Raw genomic sequence first — 21,562 nt, 5'->3', positions numbered from 1 at the left:
GGTCAGGAGTTCAGGAACTTCCGCAGGTGGTCCAGCGGTTCGGGCCCGGAATCGACGCTCACGAGGCACTCGGGGACAGCGAGGGCGGTGAGTCGAAGCGCCCTCGCGAGCGCGTTCCATTCGCTGCGGTGGAGGCCGTCGTCGTCGCACTCCCCGCGCACGTCCTCCCGGTGTACGCCGACCTTCCGCACGGCGTAGCCACGTGCCGCGTATTGGTGTGCGTCGATGACCGCGCATCGCAGAAGGGTGGGGTTGGGTGTGGCGGGGAGTGCGATCACTCCGTAGCCGGCGTGGGCGAGTACGTCCAACACGCCCGGTGCGCCGACCAGTTCCGCCGCGACCACGGCGACCCGCCCGCCACGACTGTCCGGAGCGGCGCCGTCCGCGATCTCGGGCGCCGCGCTCATCCCGCCAACCCGCTCTCCAGGTCGAGCCGCAGCGAATCCGGCGTCGCGCCGGGCAGATCCATCCCGACGCCCACCATGCGCGGCGGCCGCAGTCCGCGTGAACGGAACTCGGCCTCCAACTCCTCGATCCACACACCGCGTCCGGGTACCACCGTCCACGCGTCGGCCCGCCCCGGCTCACCACGCCAGCCGGGGGCACTCGTGACCAGGTCGACCCCGCTGGAGGGACTCCCGTCGATCCCGATGACGACGACCTCGGTGCCGGGGGCCGACGGGTCTACGGCCGACGGGTCTACGGCCAACGGGTTTACGACCATCTCGTCCACGACCGCCCGCGCGAGCTCACGGCAGTGTTCGCGGTACGTCGGGGTGTCGTACTGCTCCTTCGACTGCCACCAGCGATCCGGTCCGGCGAAGGTGAATTCCGGGCAGGGCATCTGCAGAATACGAAAGCCTCGTTCCCGGAGCAGGTCGATCACCGGTGAGACGATTCCGGGACAGATGGCTCCGTCACTGACTTTCGCGTTCTGATTCAGCAGGCAATGGGACACTAGAGCGATGGGCATGGCCCGTCTTTCCATGAGGCGCGCGGACGTCGAGTCAGACGGACCGGCACCTCGACCGGCCCCTGCACTCCGGACGGTGGGCCCCAACGCACCTCGCCGGTCAATTCCGGTACGCGAAATCTCGCCGCCAATGCGCACAACACGGCGGCGAGTTGGCGCTCGGAGGCCGTGGCGCCTATGCAGTAGTGAAGGCCGGCGCCGAAGCTGAGGTGGGGCCGGGACGGTACGCGCAGTGGGCGGTAGATGTCACCGTCCGGTTCGGCGTCGCGGTTGGCCTGCACCGCGCACAGGAGTACTGGTCGGCCGGGTTCCAGTGTCCGGTCGGCCAGGGTCAACGGCCTTTCGGTGAACCGGATTTGGATCGGCGCAGTCGGCATCCACCGCAGCAGCTCCCGTACCGCGGACTCGGCGATCGTCTCGTCGTCGGCCGCCGCGGACCAGGCCCGTGGATGGTCCGCCAGCACGGCCACCATCTGTCCCAGCGCCAGCCGATACGGCTCGAACCCGATGAGGAGCGACATCCTGGAGCGCGTCCAGTCCGTGCGCTCGGCCGCCAAGACGCCTTCCCTGCGGGCCAGTCGACCGAGGAAGTCCTGCACCTGCTCGACCGCGGCCTTCGCCTGCGCGAGCGTCTCCAACGGCATCAACCGGTGAATGAGCGCCAAATCCTGCACCGGCTGCGCGATTTCGCGATAGGTCTCCCCGTCGATGTCGAGCAACCGCGCCGCCTGCGCGAGCACGATCGAGTCGGCCACGTCCGCCACGAACTCGCACTCACCGTCGAGTTCGGCGGTGGCGGCGAGCGCCTGCGCGGCGGCGAAGGACGGATCGAAGGCCGGACCGCGAAGGAGGGGACGCATGCTCTGCCGTAGCGCGTCGTGATCCTCGGCCCGGGAGAAGATGAGCAAAGAAGCGAACCATGACCCGATCGCGTGGTCCGTCACCCCGGAGCACCGAAGCTGCCGCCAGGGATCGTGCACCAGCGTCGGCTGCCGCAACAGCCGTCCGACGGTCGCGTGATCGCAGACGACGGGACCGTAAACACAGTCCAGGAGTTGGCCCTCGGCACGAGCCGCGCGTAATCGACGGTCGTCGAAACGGAAAGAGGGCGCGCTGACATCGATGAACGAAGAGGAGTCAGGAAGTTCAGGAGATCCAGGAGATCCAGGAGATTCGGGAAAGCGGACAGAGTCCTGCTGTTCCGTGCCGTAGGCAATGGGAGTTTCGTCTCCCTCTGCCACTTGCAATGCCATCTTGTGGCCTCACTCGTGTCCAACCAGGGATGCCAGGATCGGCGGCGCGCAGCTACGCGAGCAATTGTGTGCACGGCGCCGGGGCGTCAGCCACGTCCCCGAATAGGTGTCCCTGACGGTGATTGAGACGGCGGCAGTTGAAGACGACGGTCGTCATCCTCACCTCCCGCCACGCCCGTTGTCGGTGCGCCGGCGGATACTGGCGAAAGGCGTGGGTCCGACGGGGGCGGCGAAGGATGAGCGGGACGTGGGCGCACTCGGAGCCCAGAGTGGACGAACCGCGTTGGACAGGTCGACCGCGGCTCAGGGGCGTGCTGTTGATCGTGGTGTCGCCGGCCCTGGCGGTGGGGAGTCGGGTGGCCTGCACGACCTGGCCGTCCGCCGAGATCGATCAGTACCGGGTGTACAAGTCGGCGCAGCCGTGCCCCCGCCGACACGACAAAGGCGGGGTCCGAAAACCCCGCCCGCTACCAGCGAATCCTTACCAGCGAATCTCTAGCTCACGGCCAGACAAGGCAATAAGGCTGATGCCCCGCCTCATGCAACCGGTGGCTGAAGTCCTGCCATTCATGCAGCAGTTGGTACACATTGAAGGCGTCCCGGGGCCCGCCCCGGTCCGGGACCGTCGACCAGATGAACGCTGCCGCGCCGACCGCTTCCTCGCCTATGCCGCGCAGTGGGTCGACGACCGTCATCGGGAGTTTGACCACGGCGTAGTCGGGGTGGAGGACGACCAGTTCCAGGGGCGGCACCTTGTGGAGGGGGACGCCCTCGATGCCGGTCAGGACCATCGCCGCCATCGTCTCCGGCTTGATCTTGGTGAACATGCCGTTCATCCCGAGCTCGTCGCCGCCCAACTCCTCGGGGCGCATCGAGATCGGGACGCGGGCGGCGGTCGCGCCGTCCGGCGCGCCGAAGTACTTGTACGTCACCCCCACCCGACCACCATTCCTGCTCCCCGCCCTGAGGCGCTCACTGTGTGCCTGACGCGCGTCCGGCAGACGTGCTTCGTTCGAATCCTCCGCCTCGCGTCGGTGCTTTCCCCCTCGGGCACGTCGAGGACCCAGGTCGTCGGTCCCCTCGCCCAGTCCGCCACCGCGATGCATATCTCCACCCGACTGCTTTTCTAGGACGCGTGGCCCCCGCCGCGCAACCCGATCATCGTGTCAGTGACCTCCCCCACGGCCGCCCGCCGAAACGTGCGTTGAAACACCTGTCCGCAGGATCTTCGCAGCCCCCGTACACGATGGCATCTGTGAGCTGTGTGTATCACGTTCCAGTCTCGCAGATCGCCCGGGGGCGGTGGCCTGCCCATGGTCGGGGCGTGGTCGGTCGATGGCCGAATAGTGGCCCAACGGTCGGGGATCGGGCAGTTGGTCAGGTGGGCGGCTCCCCGGTCCGCAGGCGTGCCCCCGGCCCCCCGCGCCCCCTGGCCTACCCTGAGGAGGTCACAGGCAAGCGGAGTCCGTGAAGTCGGAGAAAGACGGAGAAGGTCGGAGAAGTCGCAGGTCATGAGCGAACTGCCTTATTCATACGAAGCGCCTGTCTCACAGGCCCTGTTCGACCGTGCGTCCGTCGTCACGCCGGGCGGCGTGAACTCGCCGGTGCGCGCCTTCCGCGCCGTCGGCGGCACGCCCCGGTTCATGGTGTCCGGTACCGGTCCGTATCTGACGGACGCGGACGGGCGGGAGTACGTCGACCTCGTGTGCTCCTGGGGGCCGATGATCCTCGGGCACTCGCACCCCGAGGTGATCGACGCCGTGCAGCGGGCCGTCTCGCGCGGCACCTCCTTCGGCACGCCCGGTGAGGGCGAGGTCGCGCTCGCCGAGGAGATCGTCGCCCGGGTCGAGCCCGTGCAGCAGGTGCGGCTCGTCAGCAGCGGGACCGAGGCGACCATGAGCGCCATTCGGCTCGCTCGTGGGTTCACTCAGCGGGCCAAGGTCATCAAGTTCGCCGGGTGTTATCACGGTCACGTCGATTCGCTGCTCGCCGCGGCCGGGAGTGGGGTGGCGACGTTCGCTCTGCCCGATACCCCCGGCGTCACCGGGGCCCAGGCCGCCGACACCATCGTGCTGCCGTACAACGACCTCGAAGCCGTCAACGAGGCCTTCCACCGGCACCCCGGCGAGATCGCCTGCGTGATCACCGAGGCCTCGCCCGGCAACATGGGCGTCGTCCCGCCGAAGCCCGGGTTCAACCAGGGGCTGAAGGACGCGTGCGCGAAGAACGGCGCGCTGTTCATCTCCGACGAGGTCATGACCGGGTTCCGCACCAGCCGCGCCGGGTGGTACGGCATCGACGGCGTCCGGCCCGACCTGATGACCTTCGGCAAGGTGATGGGCGGTGGCTTCCCCGCCGCCGCCTTCGGAGGGCGGGAAGACGTCATGGCGCGGCTCGCCCCCGCCGGGCCCGTCTACCAGGCCGGCACCCTCTCCGGTAATCCCGTCGCCACCGCGGCCGGCCTCGCGCAGTTGCGGCTTCTCGACGACGCCGCCTACGTCAAGGTCGACGCCGTGTCCGAGCAGATCCAGTCGCTCGTGACGGAGGCGCTCGGCAAGGAGGGCGTCGCGCACCGCGTGCAGAACGCCTCCAACATGTTCTCCGTCTTCTTCGTGGACCGGTCGGTGCGCGACTACGAGGACGCCAAGGGGCAGGAGTCCTTCCGCTTCACCGCCTTCTTCCACTCGATGCTGGCGCAGGGCGTCTATCTGCCGCCCTCGTCCTTCGAGTCCTGGTTCGTGTCCACGGCCCACGACGAGCGGGCCGTGCAGCGCATCGCCGACGCCCTCCCGGCGGCGGCCCGAGCGGCGGCGGAGGCCACCTCAGCATGAGCGACAGCGACAACACGGCCGGCAGCGACCTCACCGTCGTACACCTGATGCGGCACGGCGAGGTCGCCAACCCGGACGGGGTGCTCTACGGGCGGCTGCCCGGCTACCACCTGTCCGAGCTCGGGCGGCAGATGGCCGACCGGGTCGCCGAGCATCTCGCGCCGCGCGATGTGACGTACGTCGTCGCGTCGCCGCTGGAGCGGGCCCAGGAGACGGCGACGCCGATCGCCAAGGCGCACGGGCTCGACCTCGCGACCGACGAGCGGCTCATCGAGGCCGACAACGTCTTCCAGGGCAAGACGTTCGGGGTCGGGGACGGGGCGCTGAAGAAGCCGGAGAACTGGAAGCACCTCGTCAATCCGTTCCGGCCGTCGTGGGGTGAGCCCTACGTCGACCAGGTGGTGCGGATGATGGGCGCGCTGGACGCGGCCAAGGACCGGGCGCGCGGGCACGAGGCCGTGGTCGTCAGCCACCAGCTGCCGATCTGGATCGTGCGGTCCTACGTCGAGAAGCGGCGGCTGTGGCACGACCCGCGCAAGCGGCAGTGCACGCTCGCCTCCCTGACGACCTTCACCTACCGGGGCGACAAGATCGTGTCCGTCGGCTACACCGAGCCCGCCCGCGACCTCGTCCCGGCCCATCTCCTCGCCGGCGCCAAGCCGGTGAAGGGGAAGGACAAGGCCTTCGGCGCCTGACGATCCGCCCGATCGGCGCGGAGACGACTCCGTCAGCGCCGGGACGACTCCATCAGCGCTGAGACGGTTCCGTGACGTTTGTCTCGGAACGCGGATAGTCCCCAGCGAACTTTCCCGTCCGACGCGTCCTCTCACAGGTTGACCACAGAGGACGCGACGGATGGGGAAGCAATGCGGAGTCTCACTCGACGGGGAATGCTCGGAGCCGGTGCGGGTGCGGTGGCCGCCGCCGGGCTCGCGGGCTGCGGCACCCTCACGGGGTCGGGCGGGTCCAGCCACGCCGGAGGTTCCGGAAGCGGGGGCGGCACCAAGAAGCCGACGACGCACCCCGTCCGCCCCCTCGGTGACGGGTCGACCTCCTTCACCGGCAAGCAGCCCCACCAGCCGGCCAAGCCCGAGCCGCTGGAGCCCGGCCAGACCCCGCCCCAGTTCGTGATCTTCTCCTGGGACGGCGCCGGCGAGGTCGGCAACGGCCTCTTCCCCCGCTTCCTCGACCTGGCGAAGCAGCACGGCGCGTCCATGACCTTCTTCCTCTCCGGGGTGTACCTGCTGCCCGAGTCGAAGAAGCGCCTCTACAACCCGCCGAACAACCCGCGCGGCGCCTCCGACATCGGCTACCTCACCGACGAGCACATCAAGGCCACGCTGACCAACGTCCGCCGCGCCTGGCTCGAAGGGCACGAGATCGGCACCCACTTCAACGGCCACTTCTGCGGCGGCTACGGCACCGTCGGCAACTGGACGTCCCAGCAGTGGAAGAGCGAGATCGAGCAGGCGAAGTCGTTCGTCAAGGAGTGGCGCAGCAACAGTGGGTGGACCGATCTGCCGGCCCTGCCCTTCGACTACGAGAAGGAACTCGTCGGCGGTCGTACGCCCTGTCTGCTCGGCCAGGACAACCTGCTGCCCACCGCCAAGGAACTCGGCTGGCGCTACGACGCCTCCTCGCCCGGCGGCCGTCAGGTCTGGCCGCAGAAGAAGCTGGGCATCTGGGACCTGCCGCTGCAGGCGATCCCGTTCCCCGGGCACAGCTTCGAGGTCCTGTCGATGGACTACAACATGCTCGCCAACCAGTCCGTCAACTCCACCAACGCGCCCGCCTACAACTACCCGGGCTGGCGCACCCAGGCCGCCCAGTCCTACATATCCGGCTTCAAGCGGGCCTACGAGAGCAACCGCGCGCCCTTCTTCATCGGCAACCACTTCGAGCAGTGGAACGGCGGCCTCTACATGGACGCCGTCGAGGAGGCGTTCAAGTACATCGCCAAGGAGAAGGAGAAGGGCGAGGACGTACGCATGGTCTCCTTCCGGCAGTTCGTCGACTGGATGGACGTGCAGAAGCCCGAGGTGCTGGAGCAGCTGCGCGGCCTCGATGTCGGGCAGGCGCCGGCCAGCGGCTGGAAGAGCTTCATCACCAGCCCCTCGGGCACCCCTTCGTCGGGCTCGTCGACCGAGTCCGGGAAGGCCGCGTGAGAAAGGCCCCTGGCAGGCCGCCTGAAATGCGGGTTTCCGCCCGCCAGGTGTCTGTGAGGGGGGTGGGCAAGATCCCCAGAACGGGCATGCGAAACTTTTCACATGAGTGCCGCCAGCCGCGCCCCCCAGTGCTCGAACCGTAGCCGTGCCACCCTGCTCGGCGCGGTGGCCGCAACTGCCGCGCTGACCCTGACCGCGTGCGGTTCCGGCGGCACCTCCGGCGGGGGCGGTGACACCAACTTCGTGATGGGCAAGGACGGCATCTCCACCGCCGAGAAGGGCCAGAGAGCCGCGGCCCCCGACCTGTCCGGCAAGACCGTCGACGGCGAGCAGCTCGACGTCGCCTCCTACAAAGGCAAGATCGTCGTCCTGAACGTGTGGGGCTCCTGGTGCGCGCCGTGCCGCGCCGAGGCGCCCAATCTGGAGAAGGTCTACCAGGACCTCCAGGCCAAGGGCGTCCAGTTCGTCGGCATCAACACCCGGGACACCAAGACCTCCAGCGCCGCCGCCTTCGAGAAGCAGCAGGGCGTCACCTTCCCCAGCCTGTACGACCCGACGGGCAAGCTGATGCTCCGCTTCAAGAAGGGCACGCTCAACCCGCAGGCCATCCCCTCCACGCTCGTCCTCGACCGGGAAGGGAAGATCGCCGCCCGCTCGCTGGCCGCGCTCAGCGAGGACAAGCTGCGCAAGATGATCGACCCGGTCCTCGCGGAGAAGTGACGTGAGCGCAGTCACCACGCTCGCCGCGACCGGATACAACGGCACGGTGCTCAACGGCGCCCTCCTCGTCGCCCTGCCCGTCGCCCTGCTCGGCGGCCTCGTCTCCTTCTTCTCCCCGTGCGTCCTGCCGCTGGTCCCCGGCTATCTGTCCTACGTCACCGGCGTCACCGGCACCGACCTGGCCGAGGCCCGGCGCGGCCGGATGCTCGCCGGCGCCTCCCTCTTCGTCCTCGGCTTCACCGCCGTGTTCGTCTCCAGCGGCGCCCTGTTCGGCTACTTCGGCGACACCCTCCAGGACAACAAGGGCGTCCTGTCGAAGGTGTTGGGCTCGCTCATGATCCTCATGGGCGTCTTCTTCATGGGCCTGATGCCCTGGATGACCCAGCGCGAGTTCCGCTTCCACCGGCGGCCTGTCGCGGGCCTGGCCGGTGCTCCGTTCCTCGGCGCGCTGTTCGGCATCGGCTGGACGCCCTGCATCGGTCCGACCCTCGCCTCCGTGCTCGCGCTGTCCTCGCAGCAGTCGAGCGCCGGCCGCGGCGCCATACTGACCGTCGCCTACTGTCTCGGCCTCGGCCTGCCCTTCGTGCTCGCCGCGGTCGCCTTCCGCAAGGCGCTCGGCGCCTTCGGCTGGGTCAAGCGCCACTACGTCTGGGTGATGCGGATCGGCGGCACGATGATGATCGTGACCGGTCTGCTGCTGCTCACCGGCGCCTGGGACCGTCTCGTGCAGGACATGCAGTCCTGGTCCGCCGGCTTCACTGTGGGGATCTGATCGATGAGCACGCCTTCCAAGACCCGCTCCGGCGCGACCCCCGAGCGCCCCGACGAGGACCTCGGCGCCGCCGGCTCCCAGCTGTCCACCGCGCCCAAGGAGGAGCTGCCCAACCTGCCCTCCCTCGGCGTCATCGGCTGGGCCCGCTGGTTCTGGCGCCAGCTCACCTCGATGCGGGTCGCGCTGCTGCTGCTCCTGCTGGTGTCGCTCGGCGCGATCCCCGGCTCGCTGATCCCGCAGAGCGGCATCGACGAGACCAAGGTCGCCGACTTCCGCAAGACGCACACCTTCGTCGCGCCGATCTACGACAGGCTCGGGCTCTTCCACGTCTACAGCTCGGTGTGGTTCTCGTCGATCTACATCCTGCTGTTCGTCTCCCTCATCGGCTGCATCATTCCGCGCACCTGGCAGTTCGTCGGCCAGCTGCGCGGCCGGCCGCCGGGCGCGCCCAAGCGGCTGACCCGGCTGCCCGCCTACACCACCTGGCGCACCGAGACCGAGCCCGAGCAGGTCCGCGAGGCCGCGCTCAAGCTGCTGAAGAAGCGCCGCTTCCGCGCCCACCTCGCCGGTGACGCCGTCGCCGCCGAGAAGGGCTATCTGCGCGAGATCGGCAACCTCGCCTTCCACATCGCCCTGATCGTGATGCTGACCGCCTTCGCCTGGGGCCAGCTCTTCAAGTCCGAGGGCAACAAACTCGTCGTCGAGGGCGACGGCTTCTCCAACACCCTCATCTCCTACGACGACTTCAAGTCCGGCAACCTCTTCAGCTCCGACGACCTGGTGCCGTTCAGCTTCACCCTCAACAAGTTCACCGGAACCTACGAGGCCACCGGCCCCAACCGGGGCACCCCGCGCATCTACCAGGCGGCCATCACCTACACCAAGGGCGCCTACGGCAAGGACCAGAAGACCCTCGTCAAGGTCAACGAGCCGCTGACCATCGGCGACTCGAAGGTCTACCTCACCGCCCACGGCTACGCGCCCGTCATCACCGTCCGCGACGGCAAGGGCAAGGTCGTCTACAACGACGCCGTGGCCATGCTCCCGCTCGACTCCAACGTCACCTCCACCGGTGTGGTCAAGGTCCTCGACGGCTACCGGAACGCCAAGGGCGTCACCGAACAGCTGGGCGTCTCGGCCTTCTTCCTGCCCACCTACACCAAGGGCAACGAGACGGCCTCGACCTTCCCGGCGCTGGAGAACCCGGTGCTGAACCTGACGCCGTACCACGGCGACCTCGGCATCGACTCCGGCATCCCGCAGAGCGTGTACCAGCTCGACAAGTCGCACGTGAAGGAGTTCAAGGACGCCAAGGGCGCCCAGCTCAGGGAGAACCTGGAGCCCGGCGAGACCATGAAGCTCCCGAACGGCGCCGGGTCGATCACCTACACCGGCACCAAGCAGTGGGCCAACTTCCAGGTCGTCCAGCAGCCCGGCACCGACTGGGCGCTCGGCGCCGCCCTCACCGCGATCTTCGGCCTCGCCGCCTCCCTGTTCATCCAGCGCCGCCGGGTCTGGGTGCGCGCGACCCAGGGACCCGACGGCGTCACCGTCGTCGAGATGGCCGGGCTCGGCCGCAGCGAGTCCGCCAAACTGCCCGAGGAACTCGGCGACCTCGCCGGGATCCTGTACGACCAGACACCGGGCGCGCCGGAGTCCGACGCCACCGATCGAACCGGCACCACCGATCGCACCGGCTCCACCACTCGAACCAGCTCCACCGACCAAGACCCCACCACCCCCGAACCCGAAGCCGTACCTGCCGAAGGGGCTGAGACGTGACTCTCGCCGCCGGAACCGAGTTGGCCACCGCGACCAACGAACACCTCGCGAACATCAGCAACACGCTGATCTACTCCGCGATGGCCGTCTACACCCTGGCCTTCTTCGCGTACATCGCCGAATGGCTCTTCGGCAGCCGCAGCCGGGTCGGCCGCACGGCCGCCGCGCTCACGCCGGAGGCGAAGGCCGCCGCCAAGCGGCCGGCCGTCACCGTGCAGCAGGCCGGCGGTACCGCCGTGCTGGAGCGGCCCACCGTCGTCGTACGCTCCGCGGCCGGTGCGCGGGACGTGCCGGACGGGCCCGGGGCACACGGCGGTGACGCGCAGGGCGACCTCTACGGGCGTATCGCCGTCTCGCTCACCGTGCTCGCCTTTCTCGTCCAGCTCTCCGGGGTGATCGCTCGCGCCGCCTCGGTGGAGCGGGCGCCGTGGGGCAACATGTACGAGTTCAACATCACCTTCTCCACCGTCGCCGTGGCCGTGTACCTCACGCTGCTCGCGCTGAAGAAGAACGTCCGCTGGCTCGGCCTGTTCCTGATCACGACGGTCCTCCTCGATCTCGGCATCGCCGTCACTGTCTTGTACACCGCCAGTGACCAGTTGGTTCCCGCCCTTCACTCGTACTGGCTGTACATCCACGTCTCGACCGCCATCCTGTGCGGCGCGGTCTTCTACGTGGGCGCCGTCGGCACGGTCCTCTACCTGTTCAAGGACTCCTACGAGACCAAGCTGGAGAACGGCGGCAAGCCCGGCACCTTCGCCACCTCCGTCATGGAGCGGCTGCCCGCGTCCTCGTCCCTGGACAAGTTCTCCTACCGCGTCAACGCGGCCGTCTTCCCGCTGTGGACGTTCACGATCATCGCGGGCGCCATCTGGGCCGAGTCCGCGTGGGGCCGCTACTGGGGCTGGGACCCGAAGGAGACCTGGGCGTTCATCACCTGGGTCGCCTACGCCTGCTACCTGCACGCCCGCGCGACGGCCGGCTGGAAGGGCCGCAAGGCCGCCTACCTCGCCCTGATCGCGTTCGGCTGCTGGCTGTTCAACTACTACGGCGTCAACATCTTCGTCTCCGGCAAGCACTCGTACGCGGGGGTCTGAGCGCGAGGAGCGGACCGGGCGGGGAGTGCCTACGACGGGGGCAGGCACTCCTTGCCCGGGGGCCTGCCCTCCGGCCAGGCGATCTTGACGAACCGTGAGTCGCCCTCGGGCGTGAGCTCCACGATCGGCACGGCCTTGTCGTACGGGTTGCCGTGCACGTCCAGACAGATCCAGCCGCTCGCCCCGCTCACCCGCAGCGAGCCCTTGACCTGCGGCCACTGAAGGCCCACGTCCGCGAGCGGCGGCGCCGTCCTGCCGTCCGGCGTCGCCTCGCGGATGCCGTGCACGACCAGGGTCATGGCGTCATAGCCGATGATCAACTGGCCGTCGTCCAGGGCGACCGGGCCGATCGGCCCGACCGGCGCACGCCCGCTCCTGGCCAGCAGGTCGCTCAGCACCTTCGCGTCCCGCGCCGAACCGCCCGTCTTCGCGGTGTCCTTCGCCCAGGCGTCCGGGTGGGCGAGGGAGGTGTAGCGGATCGAGAGGTTGTGCTTGAGGGCACTGCGGTCCAGGGCCTTCTCGCCGGTCAGGTAGGAGCCCTCGTCACCCGTCAGCAGCGTGAACTTCCGGTCCTGGCAGCCGCGTCCGCCCAGCGCGTTGATGAACTGCCGCAGCTGGGTGTGGCGTCCGGCGAACAGGATCGTGTCCGTCTCCTTCGATGTGTCGCACACGAGATGGGTGATCTGCCGGAAGGTGTTGGCGGTCGTGCCCTCCTGGGTGCGGTCGGCGGGCGGGGTGAACGGTTGTGGTTCGTAGGGCGACCCCTTGATCAGCTTCGCGAACGACGCCTGGATCGTGCGGGTGTAGGGGTCGCCCGGCTTGTCGTACACCAGCAGCGCCCGCCCGGCGCTGACCTTGGCGAAGGAGGCGAGGGCGCGGGCCTCGTCCGTGTTGGTCGGGGAGACGCGGGCCAGCCCGGGGAAGGGGTCCCTGCCGCCCTGGCCGTTCGCGAGGTCGTCCGCGGTGATCGACGATCCGACCACCGGGATGCCCCGCCGGGTCAGTTCGGCCACGGCCTTCTTGTTGTTGTCGGTGCTCATGCCGACCCCGGCGACCGCCCGCAGCCGGTCGGCGCTCCTCGTCATCGGCTCCAACTGGTCCACGAGCTGCTTCCAGTGATCGCTGGTCGCCCCCGGGTTGGCGAGCACCAGCCGGATCGACGGGGACTGCCCGTTGGCGGCGTGATTGGCCTCCCACTGTGCCAAGTAGGCGCCCTGCAGCTCGTGTTGGATGTCGCTCAGGGTCGAGGGGGTGGACGCGGTGTACGGCAGCATCAGGGCGACGGTGACATAGGCGCCCGGCTTGAGCGAGTCGTTCTCCCGGTCGATCGCCCGTACCGCGTCCCGGAGTTGGGGCCGCCCGAAGTCGTACGCCGTCGTCGAGACGCCCACGCAGTCGTCGCTGCCCTCCGGGTGGACCACACCCGCCGCGCAGGCCCGGTCGTCATGCGTGAGCACCCGGACGACGAAGACCAGGCCCACCACCAGGGCGGCGCTCACCAGCACGGCCAGATAGCGGCGCAACGGGATCGCCCACACGCCCTCGCGCAGCCACGTACCGAAGCCCCTGCCGGCCATCACGCCACCCCCTCGTCATCGGCCTCGTCCGGCACCCGTAGCGCCCGGCCCGCCGCCGCGTCCTCCGCCCAGTCCCGCGAGGCCCGCCACAGCAGCGCGTTGCCGGCCGGGCGCAGGTTGGACAGCTGCTCCAGCTCGAACCGCAGCCGGTCGGCCACCTTCGGGTCGGGCAGCGCGAGCGGGTCGGTCAGCCGCCACACGGCGTGCAGCAACCGCCGTACCCGCAGATGCAGTACGCCGTCCACGCCGGCCGGCGGCGGGTGCCCGGCGTCCGTGCGGCCGAGCGCCACGTCGGCCCGGCGGTCGTCCCGGCCGGTGAAGTCGTGGCCGTCGGCGTCGTGCGCGTGGAAGTAGGGCGCGGAGGCGATGAAGCGCAGGGAGCGCAGCCAGGTGGCGGCGGGGAGGGAGGGGAAGGTGTCCCGGAGGTAGGCGACCGCCGACTCGGCGTCGCCCAGGGCGAGTTCGTGGTGCAGCCGGTAGCGGGCGCGGACGGGATCGTCGTCGCCGCCGGCTCCGTCCCCGTCGCCGTCTTCGGGCGGTGCGTAGTGCGCGATCAGCGTCTCGTGCGCCGTACGCCACTGGCCGTGGTCCGCGTCGCGGTGGTGCAGGGCGAGCAGCAGGAGGGTGCGGACGAAGGCGTCGCCGACGAACTGGCCCGGTATCTCGGGCAGTCCCTCCCGCGCGAGGCGGGTCTGGAGGGAGCGGATGTCCGCGGGACCGAAGTCGTCCGGGAGCAGGGCCTCGGCCAGCGCGACCGCGGAGTCGTGGTCGTGGGCGGCCGCCAGGACCGTCAACTCCTCGCGGCGGTCGGCGGGTACGAGCCGGCCAAGGAGCTCCAGATAGGTCGGTGCGCCGTCGCTCTCCTCGTGCGGGCGGACGTCCGCGGTGAGCAACTCGCCGAGCGAGGTGGCTTCGGGGAGGTTCTGCGCCGCCGACTCGGCGAGGAGGGTGATGCCGAGGGGGTTGCCGCCGGTCAACCGGCGGGTGGTGTGCGGGAGTTGGGGCGGCACCGGGAGGTCCGCGCAGGCCGCGCCGACGATGTGCAGGGTGTCGTCGGGGCTGAGTGGCGGCAGCGCCACCAGTAACGCCCGCGAGGAGGGCGCCGCCGGATCGGGCGTCCAGCCGCTGCGCCGGGTCACCTCGGGCAGTGCTCGGCGCACCGCGTTGCGCAGGGCCGGGCGGCCGTCGCCGCGCAGGGCGCCGATGAAGACGACCTGGTCGGCGATGCCGTCGGCGCGGTCGCGCAGAACGGCGTCGGTGAGGCCGGGGCCGGGCGCGGACTGGGCGTTGTCGATCAGCACCAGCGGCCGGCCAAGGCGTTGCATGCGCGGCAGCATCCCGGCGTACGCCTCGGTGAGGTCGGCGAGCAGGGCGCGCACCAGATGGCGCTCGGCGTGCTCGCGGGAGGTGCCGCCGGCCCTGAAGTGGCCGGAGAGCAGCATGAGTCCGCGCCGGGCGTTGCCGGAGGCGTTCGGGTAGTCGCGGTACCAGGTGGCGGCCTTGGCGTGGCGGCGGTGAACGAAGCTGTCGGAGAACGACTCCAGGGTCGCCTCGATGGACGCCGAGACCAGTGGCCCGGTGCCGGTCGCGGCGGCGACGACGTTGGCGGCGACCCGCCCCGCCCACCGCCCGGCGAACCCGGCGATCCACGACCCGCCCTCGTTCAGCAGCAGGATCCGCTCCACCTCGCGCCGGATCCGCTCCGAGTCGGCGTCGTTCCAGCCCCCGGCGGCCACCGCGACCAGGCCTGACATCAGCCGCGGGAAGACGATCCGGCCGGCGCCGGTCACCGGTTCGGCCAGCTGCTCGGCGATCACCAGCAGCGCCTGCGACACCGGCGACCAGGCCTCGGCGGGCCGCCCGCCCGACGGCGCCGCGAACGCGGAGTGCGCGCAGTCGATCAGCGCGACCGGGGTGTGTCCCTTGTACGCGGACCGCAGTTCGCCGAGGACCGCGGTCTTGCCGAGGCCGCGGCTGCCGGTGAGCAGGACGAAGGGCAGCTCGCGCGGGTGCTCGTACGGGGTGGTGCGGTGCTGGTGCGGGCGCAGACCCACGAGCCGCGGAGCGAGACCGGCCGGCTCGGCGTCGAAGAGTGCCCCGCGCCCGTGCAACCGTCTGCCCACCGCACCGCTCCCCCCGGAGGTGTCTATCAACTCAAGAGTAAGGAGGGCGAGTTGGTTCGGACTAGAGCGCGTGGTGACCGTTGGGTTACAAAAAGTATCGCCGGGTCGGTCGACGGGCGCCCGCGGATCCGCCGACCGGCACCGGCGGATCAGTCCACGGTGATCGAGTCCAGCTTCGCCCGCAGGTAGGCGTGCGAGTCCACGGCCTCGTACGCCACCCGCCCCACCGGCGCGGGCACGGACTCCACGAGGGTGCCCGGGGTGCACTCCCCGAAGTAGACGAGGGACATCAGTTCCTCGGCCGGCGCGTCCGCGGGCGGCGGCAGCACCCGGTGCCGGCCCGAGCGCCACCGGTCGCCGGTCCAACGGGCCATCAGATCACCGATGTTGATGGTGAAGGCCTCGGGATCGAACGGCGCGTCCTCCCACCCGCCCTCGTCCGTGAAGACCTGCAGCCCGCCCTTGCCCGCCTGCCGGTCGAGGATCGTCACCGTCCCGAAGTCGGTGTGCGGCCCGATCCGGAACTGCCCCGGCTCCGGCTCCCCGACCACCTCGACGCCCGGATACCAGTTGACGTTGAAGCCGTACGTCGGATGGTCCATGTGCCGGGAGAAGAAGTCGGGTTCGAGCCCGAGGGCGTCGCCGAGCAGCACCAACAGCTGCTTCTCCAGCTCGCCCATCCGGTCCAGGTACTCCTCGCACAGCGTCCGCAGCTCCGGCGCCTCGGCCGGCCACACGTTGGGCGCATACCACTCCGCGTTGATCACCGGGTCCGCGAAGGGCCGGTGCGTGGCGAAGGTCAGCGACTCCTTCAGGTCCGGCGGGGTCTCGGTCCCCTCCGAATACCCGTTGGCCTCGGCCCCGGGCCCGAGCCAGCCCCGCCCGCCGACCTTCGCGGAGTACGGCTCTTTGACGTCGGTGGGGAGGGCGAAGAAGGCCCGAGCGGCCGCCCGGATCCCCTCTCGCAGCGCCGGGTCCACGCCGTGCCCGGTGACCAGGAGGAATCCGGCGGTCCGGAGGGCCTCGTCGACGGTACGGGCGATGCCCTTGCGTACCTGCTCGTCCCCGGCCAGCCAGGGCCGCAGGTCGATGGTCGGAATGCGCGGGGCGGAGGTGTCACTCACCGATGTCCTCATTCCACAGTGCCGGGTTGTTCTTGATGAAGTCGCGCATGAGGGAGACGCACTCCGGGTCGTCCAGCAGGACGATCCGCACGCCGTGCTCGGCCAGCCAGTCGTGCCCGCCGTGGAAGGTGGCCGCCTCGCCGACCACGACCCGCGAGATGCCGAACTGCCGGACCAGCCCCGAGCAGTACCAGCACGGCGAGAGGGTCGTGACCATGGTCGTCCCGCGATATGTCCGCTGCCGTCCCGCCGCCCGGAACGCCGCGGTCTCCGCGTGCATCGAGGGGTCGTCGTCCTGGACGCGCCGGTTGTGGCCGCGCCCGAGGAGGGTGCCGTCGGCTCCGTAGAGCGCGGCGCCGATCGGGATGCCGCCCTCGGCGAGCCCGGCGCGGGCCTCCTCGACGGCGGTGGTGAGCCAGGTCCGCGCCTGTGCCTGATCCATGAGCTCCATGGTTCTCACTCTCCAGTGGCCGAAACACGAGGGCAACGTGCGGAAAGTACTCTCCGGACATCCCGCCCCCGGACGAACTGTCCACGCCCCTGGAGGTGCCCGTGCCCGCACTCACCCTCCGTGAGGTCCTGGACCTCGATCCCGTACGGGCCGCCGAGCCCGAACTGCTGGCCGGCGAGAGCGCCCTGGACCGCCCGGTGCGCTGGGTGCATTCGAGTGAGGTCTACGAGGGCGCCAACTTCCTGGACGGCGGCGAACTGCTGCTCACCAACGGTTTCGGCCTGGCCGACGCCGAGGAGGAGGACCGGCGGCGCTACGTCCGTGAGCTGGCCGCCCGCGGCGCGGCCGGGCTCGCGGTGGAGGTCGGCCGCTCCCTGCCGAGCATGCCGCCCGAGGTGACCGACGAGGCCCGCCGCCTGGGCCTGCCCCTGCTGGCCATGCGCCGGGTCGTGCCCTTCGTACGCATCACCGAGGCCGCCAACCGGGCCATCGTGGCGCGCGGGCTGTCCGGGCGGTCGGTGGTACGTCCGTGGGGCGACGACCATACGGCGGCCCTGCTCGCCGACCTGGCCGACCGGGCCGCCCTGAACCAGCCCGAGGTGGAGGCGCGGTCGGCACTCGCCGGGTTCCATCCGGGGCCGGGGGCGCGGCTGATCGGCGTATCGCTGCACGGGACGCGCGAGGTGGGGGCGGTGGACCGGGCGGTACGGCTGCTGGGCGGGGCCGGGGTGCTGCGGGCCGCGTTCCCGGGTGACGTCCTGGCGCTGCTGGCGCTGCCCGTCACGCGCACCGGCGACCCCGTACGCGCCGTCCAGGAGGCCTTCCGCGCAGCCGCCGAACCGGGGCTCACCGTCGCCGTCGGGCACGCGGTCGCCGCCGCGAGCGGCTGGCTGCGCTGGAGCGACACCCTGCGGGCGGCCCGTACGACGCTGGAGCTGGCGCTCACCGTCCCGGCCGCCGAGCCGGGCGTCCCCGACGGCCCCCTCGTCACCTCCGCCCGCGCGCTCGCCCTGGAACGGGAGCTGACCCGCGGCGGCGTCGACGCCAACCGCGACCGTCTCGCCCGGCTCGTCCAGCACACCCTGGGCCCGCTCCTGGCCTGGGAGGCGGCCCACCCCAGCGACCTCGTCCGCACCCTGGAGGTCCACCTCCGCCACGGCTGCTCACCCACCCGCACGGCGGCCCTCCTCCACATCGGCCGCCAGTCCCTCTACCAACGCCTGGAGCGCATCGAGTCGTTGCTCGGCCTGGAGATCGACGACCCCGACCTGCTGGGGGAGTTGCTGGCGGCGGCCTGCGCGCATCGGGTGGTGCGGGGGATGGGCGCGGGGCAGGTACGGGGGTTGCGGACGGTGGCCTAGAGCCTGTCCGGCGGGTCAGGGCTCAGCGCAGGGTGACGCGGCTCGGCCCGTTGAACGGGGCATAGGACGTCACGGTGTTGGGCGTGCGCAGGCTGTCCTCCTTGGCGAACAGCTCGCGGGCCGCGGTGAAGGAGACGTCACCGCTCACGACCGGGGCGACACGGTCGAAGAACTCCCGGGCGGGTTCCGAGAGCGGCCCCCCGGGCTCGCCCCCTTCTTCCTCTCCCTCTCCCCATACGTCCCACAGGAGCGTCTCCACCTTGTTGAGCGCGGCGAGGTCGAGCCGGATGTTGCCGGCGACGAACCACTCGCCCCAGAAGGGGCCTTCGTGCGGCGGGTGGAGTCCGAAGGCCTCCTGGTCGGCGCCGCCCTCCCGGATCGCCCGCCAGGCCTCGCCCGCGACGAGGAAACGGTCGCGGGGCACGTCCATCGGGTCGAAGTCGATCTTCCAGTGGTCGGTCATGAAGGGGTCGGCGAGTTCGGCGTCGGCGAGGAGCCAGCCACGCTGCTCGTCCCAGTACTCGGTGACGACGTGGTCGTTGTGGAAGGCGCTCGGGCCGTTCGGGTCGAAGTAGTCGACGAAGCCGGAGCGGATGCGGGCGGGGACGCCGATGTGCCGCAGGAACGAGCAGTGCAGGAGTGAGAAGTCCCGGCAGGTCCCGACGAACCGGTCTCCGGGCTCGCGCCGTTGGCTGAGGGGGGCGTCGTCGCGCTCGACGATGATCCGCAGGATGTCGTCGATGTAGCGGGTCTCGGCGTCGTTGTGCAGACGGTCGGTTGGGTGGGTGTGGCCGAAGAGGCCGCCCTCCATGCGGTGGATCACCAAGTCCCGCGATATGCGGGCGAGTTGGGCGGGGTCGTGGGGCAGGTCGGCGTAGCGGTGGGCCAGTTCGCCGGGGTCGGAGAAGGTGCTGTGGGTGGCGTAGAAGTCGAGGGGCATGTCGCGTCACGCTGTCAAAATTCGGGGCGAATTGTCCAGGGGGGCGAAGGAATGAGGCGGGGCGAGGGTCGACTAACCTGTGCCGATCACCGTCGCGTGTGCGGCAGTTGAACCCCAGGTGTGGTGTGGAGGAACGGTCATGGGTGCTGCTCCGGTACTGGAGGAGCTGCGGGAGGTCTGCCAGCCGCAGGCCAAGCTGGCGAGCCGCAACGGCGAACACTGGGCGGGCCGGCTGTACATGCGGCGCGTCTCGCTGCGGTTCACCCGGCAACTGGTGCGCACGCCGGTCACGCCCGACCAGCTGACCTGGACGATGGTGGCGTGCGGGGTGGCCTCCGGGGCCGCGCTGATGATCCCGGGTCTGACGGGTGCCGTACTCGCCGTGATTCTCATGCAGTTGTTCCTTCTCTTCGACTGCGTCGACGGCGAAGTCGCCCGCTGGAAGGGGCAGAACAGCGCGGCGGGCATCTACGTCGACCGGCTCGGTGCCTATCTGGCGGACGCGGCGCTGATGGCGGGCGCCGGCTACCGGGCCGCCGAATCGGGCGTCGGGGGCTGGCTGTCGATCGGCATCGCCACCGCGCTGGGCGTCGTCCTGCTGAAGGCCTCGACGGACCTGGTGGACGTGGCGCGTGCCCGCCGGGGTCTCGGCGTCGTCGACGACGAGTCGACCCGCCCCCGCTCCCAGGGCGTGGCGAACGTCCGCCGTCTCGCCGCCGCCTTCAAGATCCACCGCGTGACCAACGGCATCGAGGCCTCGCTGGTCCTGCTGGTGGCCGCGGTCGCGGACACGCTCACGGACGGCATCGAACCGACCCGCTGGGCCCTGGGCGCGCTCGCCGTCATCACCTGGGTGATGGTCCCGGCCCACCTGCTGTCGATCCTGTCGTCCTCGCGACTGCGCTGAAGTCCCGCTGCGGGGCGCTCAGTCGGCCACCCGCAGCAGCAGCTTGCCGGTGCTGGTCCGCGTGCCCATCAGCCGGTGTGCCTCCGCCGCCTCCGTCAGTCCGAACTCGGCGGTGACCGGCAAGGTCACCGTCCCGTCCGCCACCTTCGCGAAGGCCCGCCCGGTCAGCTCCCGCAGCGCCGCCGGGTCGGTCTGGGCGAGGGTGAGGATCGAGAAGCCCGCCACCGACAGGCCGCGCGGGTACAGCTCGGGCTGCCCGACCGTCCAGGCCGGCGCCCCGCCCGCGTTGCCGAAGGAGACCAGGCGCCCGAAGACCGCGAGGGAGGCGAGGGAGGACCGGAGGGTGTCGCCGCCGACGGGGTCCAGGGCGAGGTCGACCCCGCGCCCACCGGTCGCCTCCCGCACGCCCGCCTCGAAGTCACCGACGAACACCTCGTCGTATCCGTACTCCCGCGCGTACGCCGCCTTCGCCTCGCTCGACACCACGCCGTACACCGCCCCGGCGCCCGCTGCCTTCGCCAACTGGCCCACCACCGTGCCGATTCCGCCCGCCGCGCCCTGCACGAGCACCGTCTCGCCGGGCTGGAGCCGGCCGACCGTGTGCACGAGGGCGTACGCCGTCGGCAGCACCGTCGGGAGCGTGGCCGCCGTCCGCAGGTCGACACCGGACGGGAGCGGGAAGACGGTCACCGCGTCCGCGACGGTCACGTCCGCGTAGGCACCGCCCTCGGTCAGGGCCGTCACCTCCTGGCCGACGGTCAGACCCGTGACGCCCTCGCCGAGGGCCCGCACCCGCCCGGAGACCTCAAGGCCCGGCCGGAAGGGCAACGCCGGCACCCGGTACCCCGTCTCCCGCGCCTTGAGGTCGGCGAAGTTGATCCCGGCGTATGACACGTCGATGCCGACCTGTCCGGGGCCGGGCTCGGGGGCGTCCACCTCGACGATCTTCAGCACCTCGGGACCGCCGTACTCCTGGATCTCGATCGCGCGCATGCCGCACCTGTCCCGTCGAAGAGTGTTCGAGTGTTCCATGAAAAGCGAACACTCGCCACTGTATGGTTTTCGTCGAACACTCGGCAAGCGGAGTGGACGGACAGGGAAGGACACGGACGCCATGGCCGGCACCAGTCATCGGGCCGCCCCCGAACACACCCATCCCGACGGCGTCCCCGTCCTCACGGCCCTGGCCGCGCTCGCCGACCCCGTACGGGCGCAGCTGGTACGGGAGTTGGCCGGTTCCGCCGACTGGTCGCGCAGCTGCGGCACCTTCGACGTGCCCGTCGGCAAGGCGGCCCTCAGCCACCACTTCGCCGTCCTGCGCGCGGCCGGCCTGGTGGAGCAGCGGGACGAAGGCCCCCGGCGGGTCAACCGGCTGCGCCGCGCCGAGTTCGAGGCCCGCTTCCCTGGGCTGCTCGCGCTGGTCCTGCGCGACGACATGCGACGGGGCTGAACGTCCCGCCCCGGTCCGGCGTCACAGTGACGAGTC

At 70.6% G+C, this 21,562-nt stretch carries 20 protein-coding genes; 10 read left to right on the top strand and 10 right to left on the bottom strand.

Features of this window, described 5'->3' with window-relative positions; all coding sequences use genetic code 11:
- Positions 1-2 precede the first annotated feature (2 nt).
- The 4 genes from M2283_RS25585 to M2283_RS25570 form a co-directional block, all read right to left on the bottom strand.
- Positions 3-407 (bottom strand): hypothetical protein, encoded by a 405-nt coding sequence (locus M2283_RS25585; RefSeq protein ID WP_280878686.1) that lies wholly within the window; start codon positions 405-407, stop codon positions 3-5.
- Positions 404-844, bottom strand: a complete 441-nt coding sequence (locus M2283_RS25580; protein WP_280878685.1) for a hypothetical protein — start codon at positions 842-844, stop codon at positions 404-406. The genes M2283_RS25585 and M2283_RS25580 overlap by 4 nt, the downstream gene beginning before the upstream one ends.
- Before the next feature lie 113 nt (positions 845-957).
- Positions 958-2,226, bottom strand: a complete 1,269-nt coding sequence (locus M2283_RS25575; RefSeq protein ID WP_280878684.1) for a cytochrome P450 — start codon at positions 2,224-2,226, stop codon at positions 958-960.
- A 500-nt stretch (positions 2,227-2,726) separates the two neighbouring features.
- Positions 2,727-3,164: a hypothetical protein gene (locus tag M2283_RS25570; RefSeq protein ID WP_003974483.1), complete on the bottom strand. Its 438-nt coding sequence runs from the start codon at positions 3,162-3,164 to the stop codon at positions 2,727-2,729.
- A 573-nt stretch (positions 3,165-3,737) separates the two neighbouring features.
- On the opposite strand from M2283_RS25570, the gene hemL reads away from it, so the two are divergent.
- From hemL to ccsB, 7 genes are all read left to right on the top strand, one after another.
- Positions 3,738-5,057 (top strand): glutamate-1-semialdehyde 2,1-aminomutase, encoded by a 1,320-nt coding sequence (gene hemL / locus M2283_RS25565; protein WP_280878682.1) that lies wholly within the window; start codon positions 3,738-3,740, stop codon positions 5,055-5,057.
- Entirely contained in the window at positions 5,054-5,752 is a 699-nt protein-coding gene (locus tag M2283_RS25560; RefSeq protein ID WP_280878681.1) for a histidine phosphatase family protein, read from the top strand. Before hemL ends, M2283_RS25560 begins: the two co-directional genes overlap by 4 nt.
- Positions 5,753-5,923: 171 nt before the next feature.
- Complete coding sequence (locus M2283_RS25555) at positions 5,924-7,222, top strand: hypothetical protein (RefSeq protein WP_280878680.1); 1,299 nt, start codon at positions 5,924-5,926, stop codon at positions 7,220-7,222.
- A gap of 102 nt (positions 7,223-7,324) precedes the next feature.
- On the top strand, positions 7,325-7,942 hold the full coding sequence (locus M2283_RS25550; protein ID WP_280878679.1) for a TlpA family protein disulfide reductase: 618 nt from the start codon (positions 7,325-7,327) through the stop codon (positions 7,940-7,942).
- Position 7,943: 1 nt separating this feature from the next.
- Positions 7,944-8,714, top strand: a complete 771-nt coding sequence (locus M2283_RS25545) for a cytochrome c biogenesis CcdA family protein (RefSeq protein WP_280878678.1) — start codon at positions 7,944-7,946, stop codon at positions 8,712-8,714.
- A gap of 3 nt (positions 8,715-8,717) precedes the next feature.
- Positions 8,718-10,496, top strand: coding sequence for a cytochrome c biogenesis protein ResB (gene resB / locus M2283_RS25540; RefSeq protein WP_280878677.1), 1,779 nt, complete (start codon positions 8,718-8,720; stop codon positions 10,494-10,496).
- The gene (gene ccsB / locus M2283_RS25535; RefSeq protein ID WP_280878676.1) at positions 10,493-11,593 is read left to right on the top strand and encodes a c-type cytochrome biogenesis protein CcsB; all 1,101 of its coding nucleotides are present in this window, start codon (positions 10,493-10,495) and stop codon (positions 11,591-11,593) included. Before resB ends, ccsB begins: the two co-directional genes overlap by 4 nt.
- Positions 11,594-11,622: 29 nt before the next feature.
- On the opposite strand, the gene M2283_RS25530 is transcribed toward ccsB, so the two are convergent.
- The 4 genes from M2283_RS25530 to M2283_RS25515 all read right to left on the bottom strand — a co-directional run bounded on the left by M2283_RS25530 (position 11,623) and on the right by M2283_RS25515 (position 16,868).
- On the bottom strand, positions 11,623-13,170 hold the full coding sequence (locus tag M2283_RS25530) for a hypothetical protein (protein WP_280878675.1): 1,548 nt from the start codon (positions 13,168-13,170) through the stop codon (positions 11,623-11,625).
- Positions 13,170-15,293: a hypothetical protein gene (locus M2283_RS25525; protein ID WP_280878674.1), complete on the bottom strand. Its 2,124-nt coding sequence runs from the start codon at positions 15,291-15,293 to the stop codon at positions 13,170-13,172. Before M2283_RS25525 ends, M2283_RS25530 begins: the two co-directional genes overlap by 1 nt.
- A 149-nt stretch (positions 15,294-15,442) precedes the next feature.
- Positions 15,443-16,417 (bottom strand): isopenicillin N synthase family dioxygenase, encoded by a 975-nt coding sequence (locus M2283_RS25520; protein WP_280878673.1) that lies wholly within the window; start codon positions 16,415-16,417, stop codon positions 15,443-15,445.
- Positions 16,410-16,868 (bottom strand): nucleoside deaminase, encoded by a 459-nt coding sequence (locus M2283_RS25515; RefSeq protein WP_280878672.1) that lies wholly within the window; start codon positions 16,866-16,868, stop codon positions 16,410-16,412. Before M2283_RS25515 ends, M2283_RS25520 begins: the two co-directional genes overlap by 8 nt.
- 101 nt (positions 16,869-16,969) lie before the next feature.
- Here M2283_RS25515 and M2283_RS25510 point away from each other — a divergent pair, with 101 nt between their 5' ends.
- Complete coding sequence (locus tag M2283_RS25510; RefSeq protein ID WP_280878671.1) at positions 16,970-18,229, top strand: PucR family transcriptional regulator; 1,260 nt, start codon at positions 16,970-16,972, stop codon at positions 18,227-18,229.
- Positions 18,230-18,251: 22 nt separating this feature from the next.
- Here M2283_RS25510 and M2283_RS25505 read toward each other — a convergent pair whose 3' ends face one another.
- Complete coding sequence (locus M2283_RS25505) at positions 18,252-19,169, bottom strand: transglutaminase-like domain-containing protein (protein WP_280878670.1); 918 nt, start codon at positions 19,167-19,169, stop codon at positions 18,252-18,254.
- Between the two features lie 139 nt (positions 19,170-19,308).
- Here M2283_RS25505 and M2283_RS25500 point away from each other — a divergent pair, with 139 nt between their 5' ends.
- Positions 19,309-20,076 carry a CDP-alcohol phosphatidyltransferase family protein gene (locus M2283_RS25500; RefSeq protein WP_280878669.1) on the top strand — a complete coding sequence of 256 codons (768 nt, stop codon included), beginning with the start codon at positions 19,309-19,311 and terminating at the stop codon, positions 20,074-20,076.
- Positions 20,077-20,094: 18 nt separating this feature from the next.
- Here the strand turns inward: M2283_RS25500 and M2283_RS25495 are convergent, their stop codons facing one another.
- On the bottom strand, positions 20,095-21,069 hold the full coding sequence (locus M2283_RS25495) for a quinone oxidoreductase family protein (RefSeq protein ID WP_280878668.1): 975 nt from the start codon (positions 21,067-21,069) through the stop codon (positions 20,095-20,097).
- A 121-nt stretch (positions 21,070-21,190) separates the two neighbouring features.
- Here M2283_RS25495 and M2283_RS25490 point away from each other — a divergent pair, with 121 nt between their 5' ends.
- Positions 21,191-21,526, top strand: a complete 336-nt coding sequence (locus tag M2283_RS25490; protein ID WP_280878667.1) for an ArsR/SmtB family transcription factor — start codon at positions 21,191-21,193, stop codon at positions 21,524-21,526.
- Positions 21,527-21,562 lie beyond the last annotated feature (36 nt).

It is taken from the genome of Streptomyces pseudovenezuelae, from assembly GCF_029892565.1.
Classification (GTDB): domain Bacteria; phylum Actinomycetota; class Actinomycetes; order Streptomycetales; family Streptomycetaceae; genus Streptomyces; species Streptomyces pseudovenezuelae_A.
Note: the sequence above shows the minus strand (reverse complement) of the source record. Positions and strands in the feature narration are given on the sequence as shown.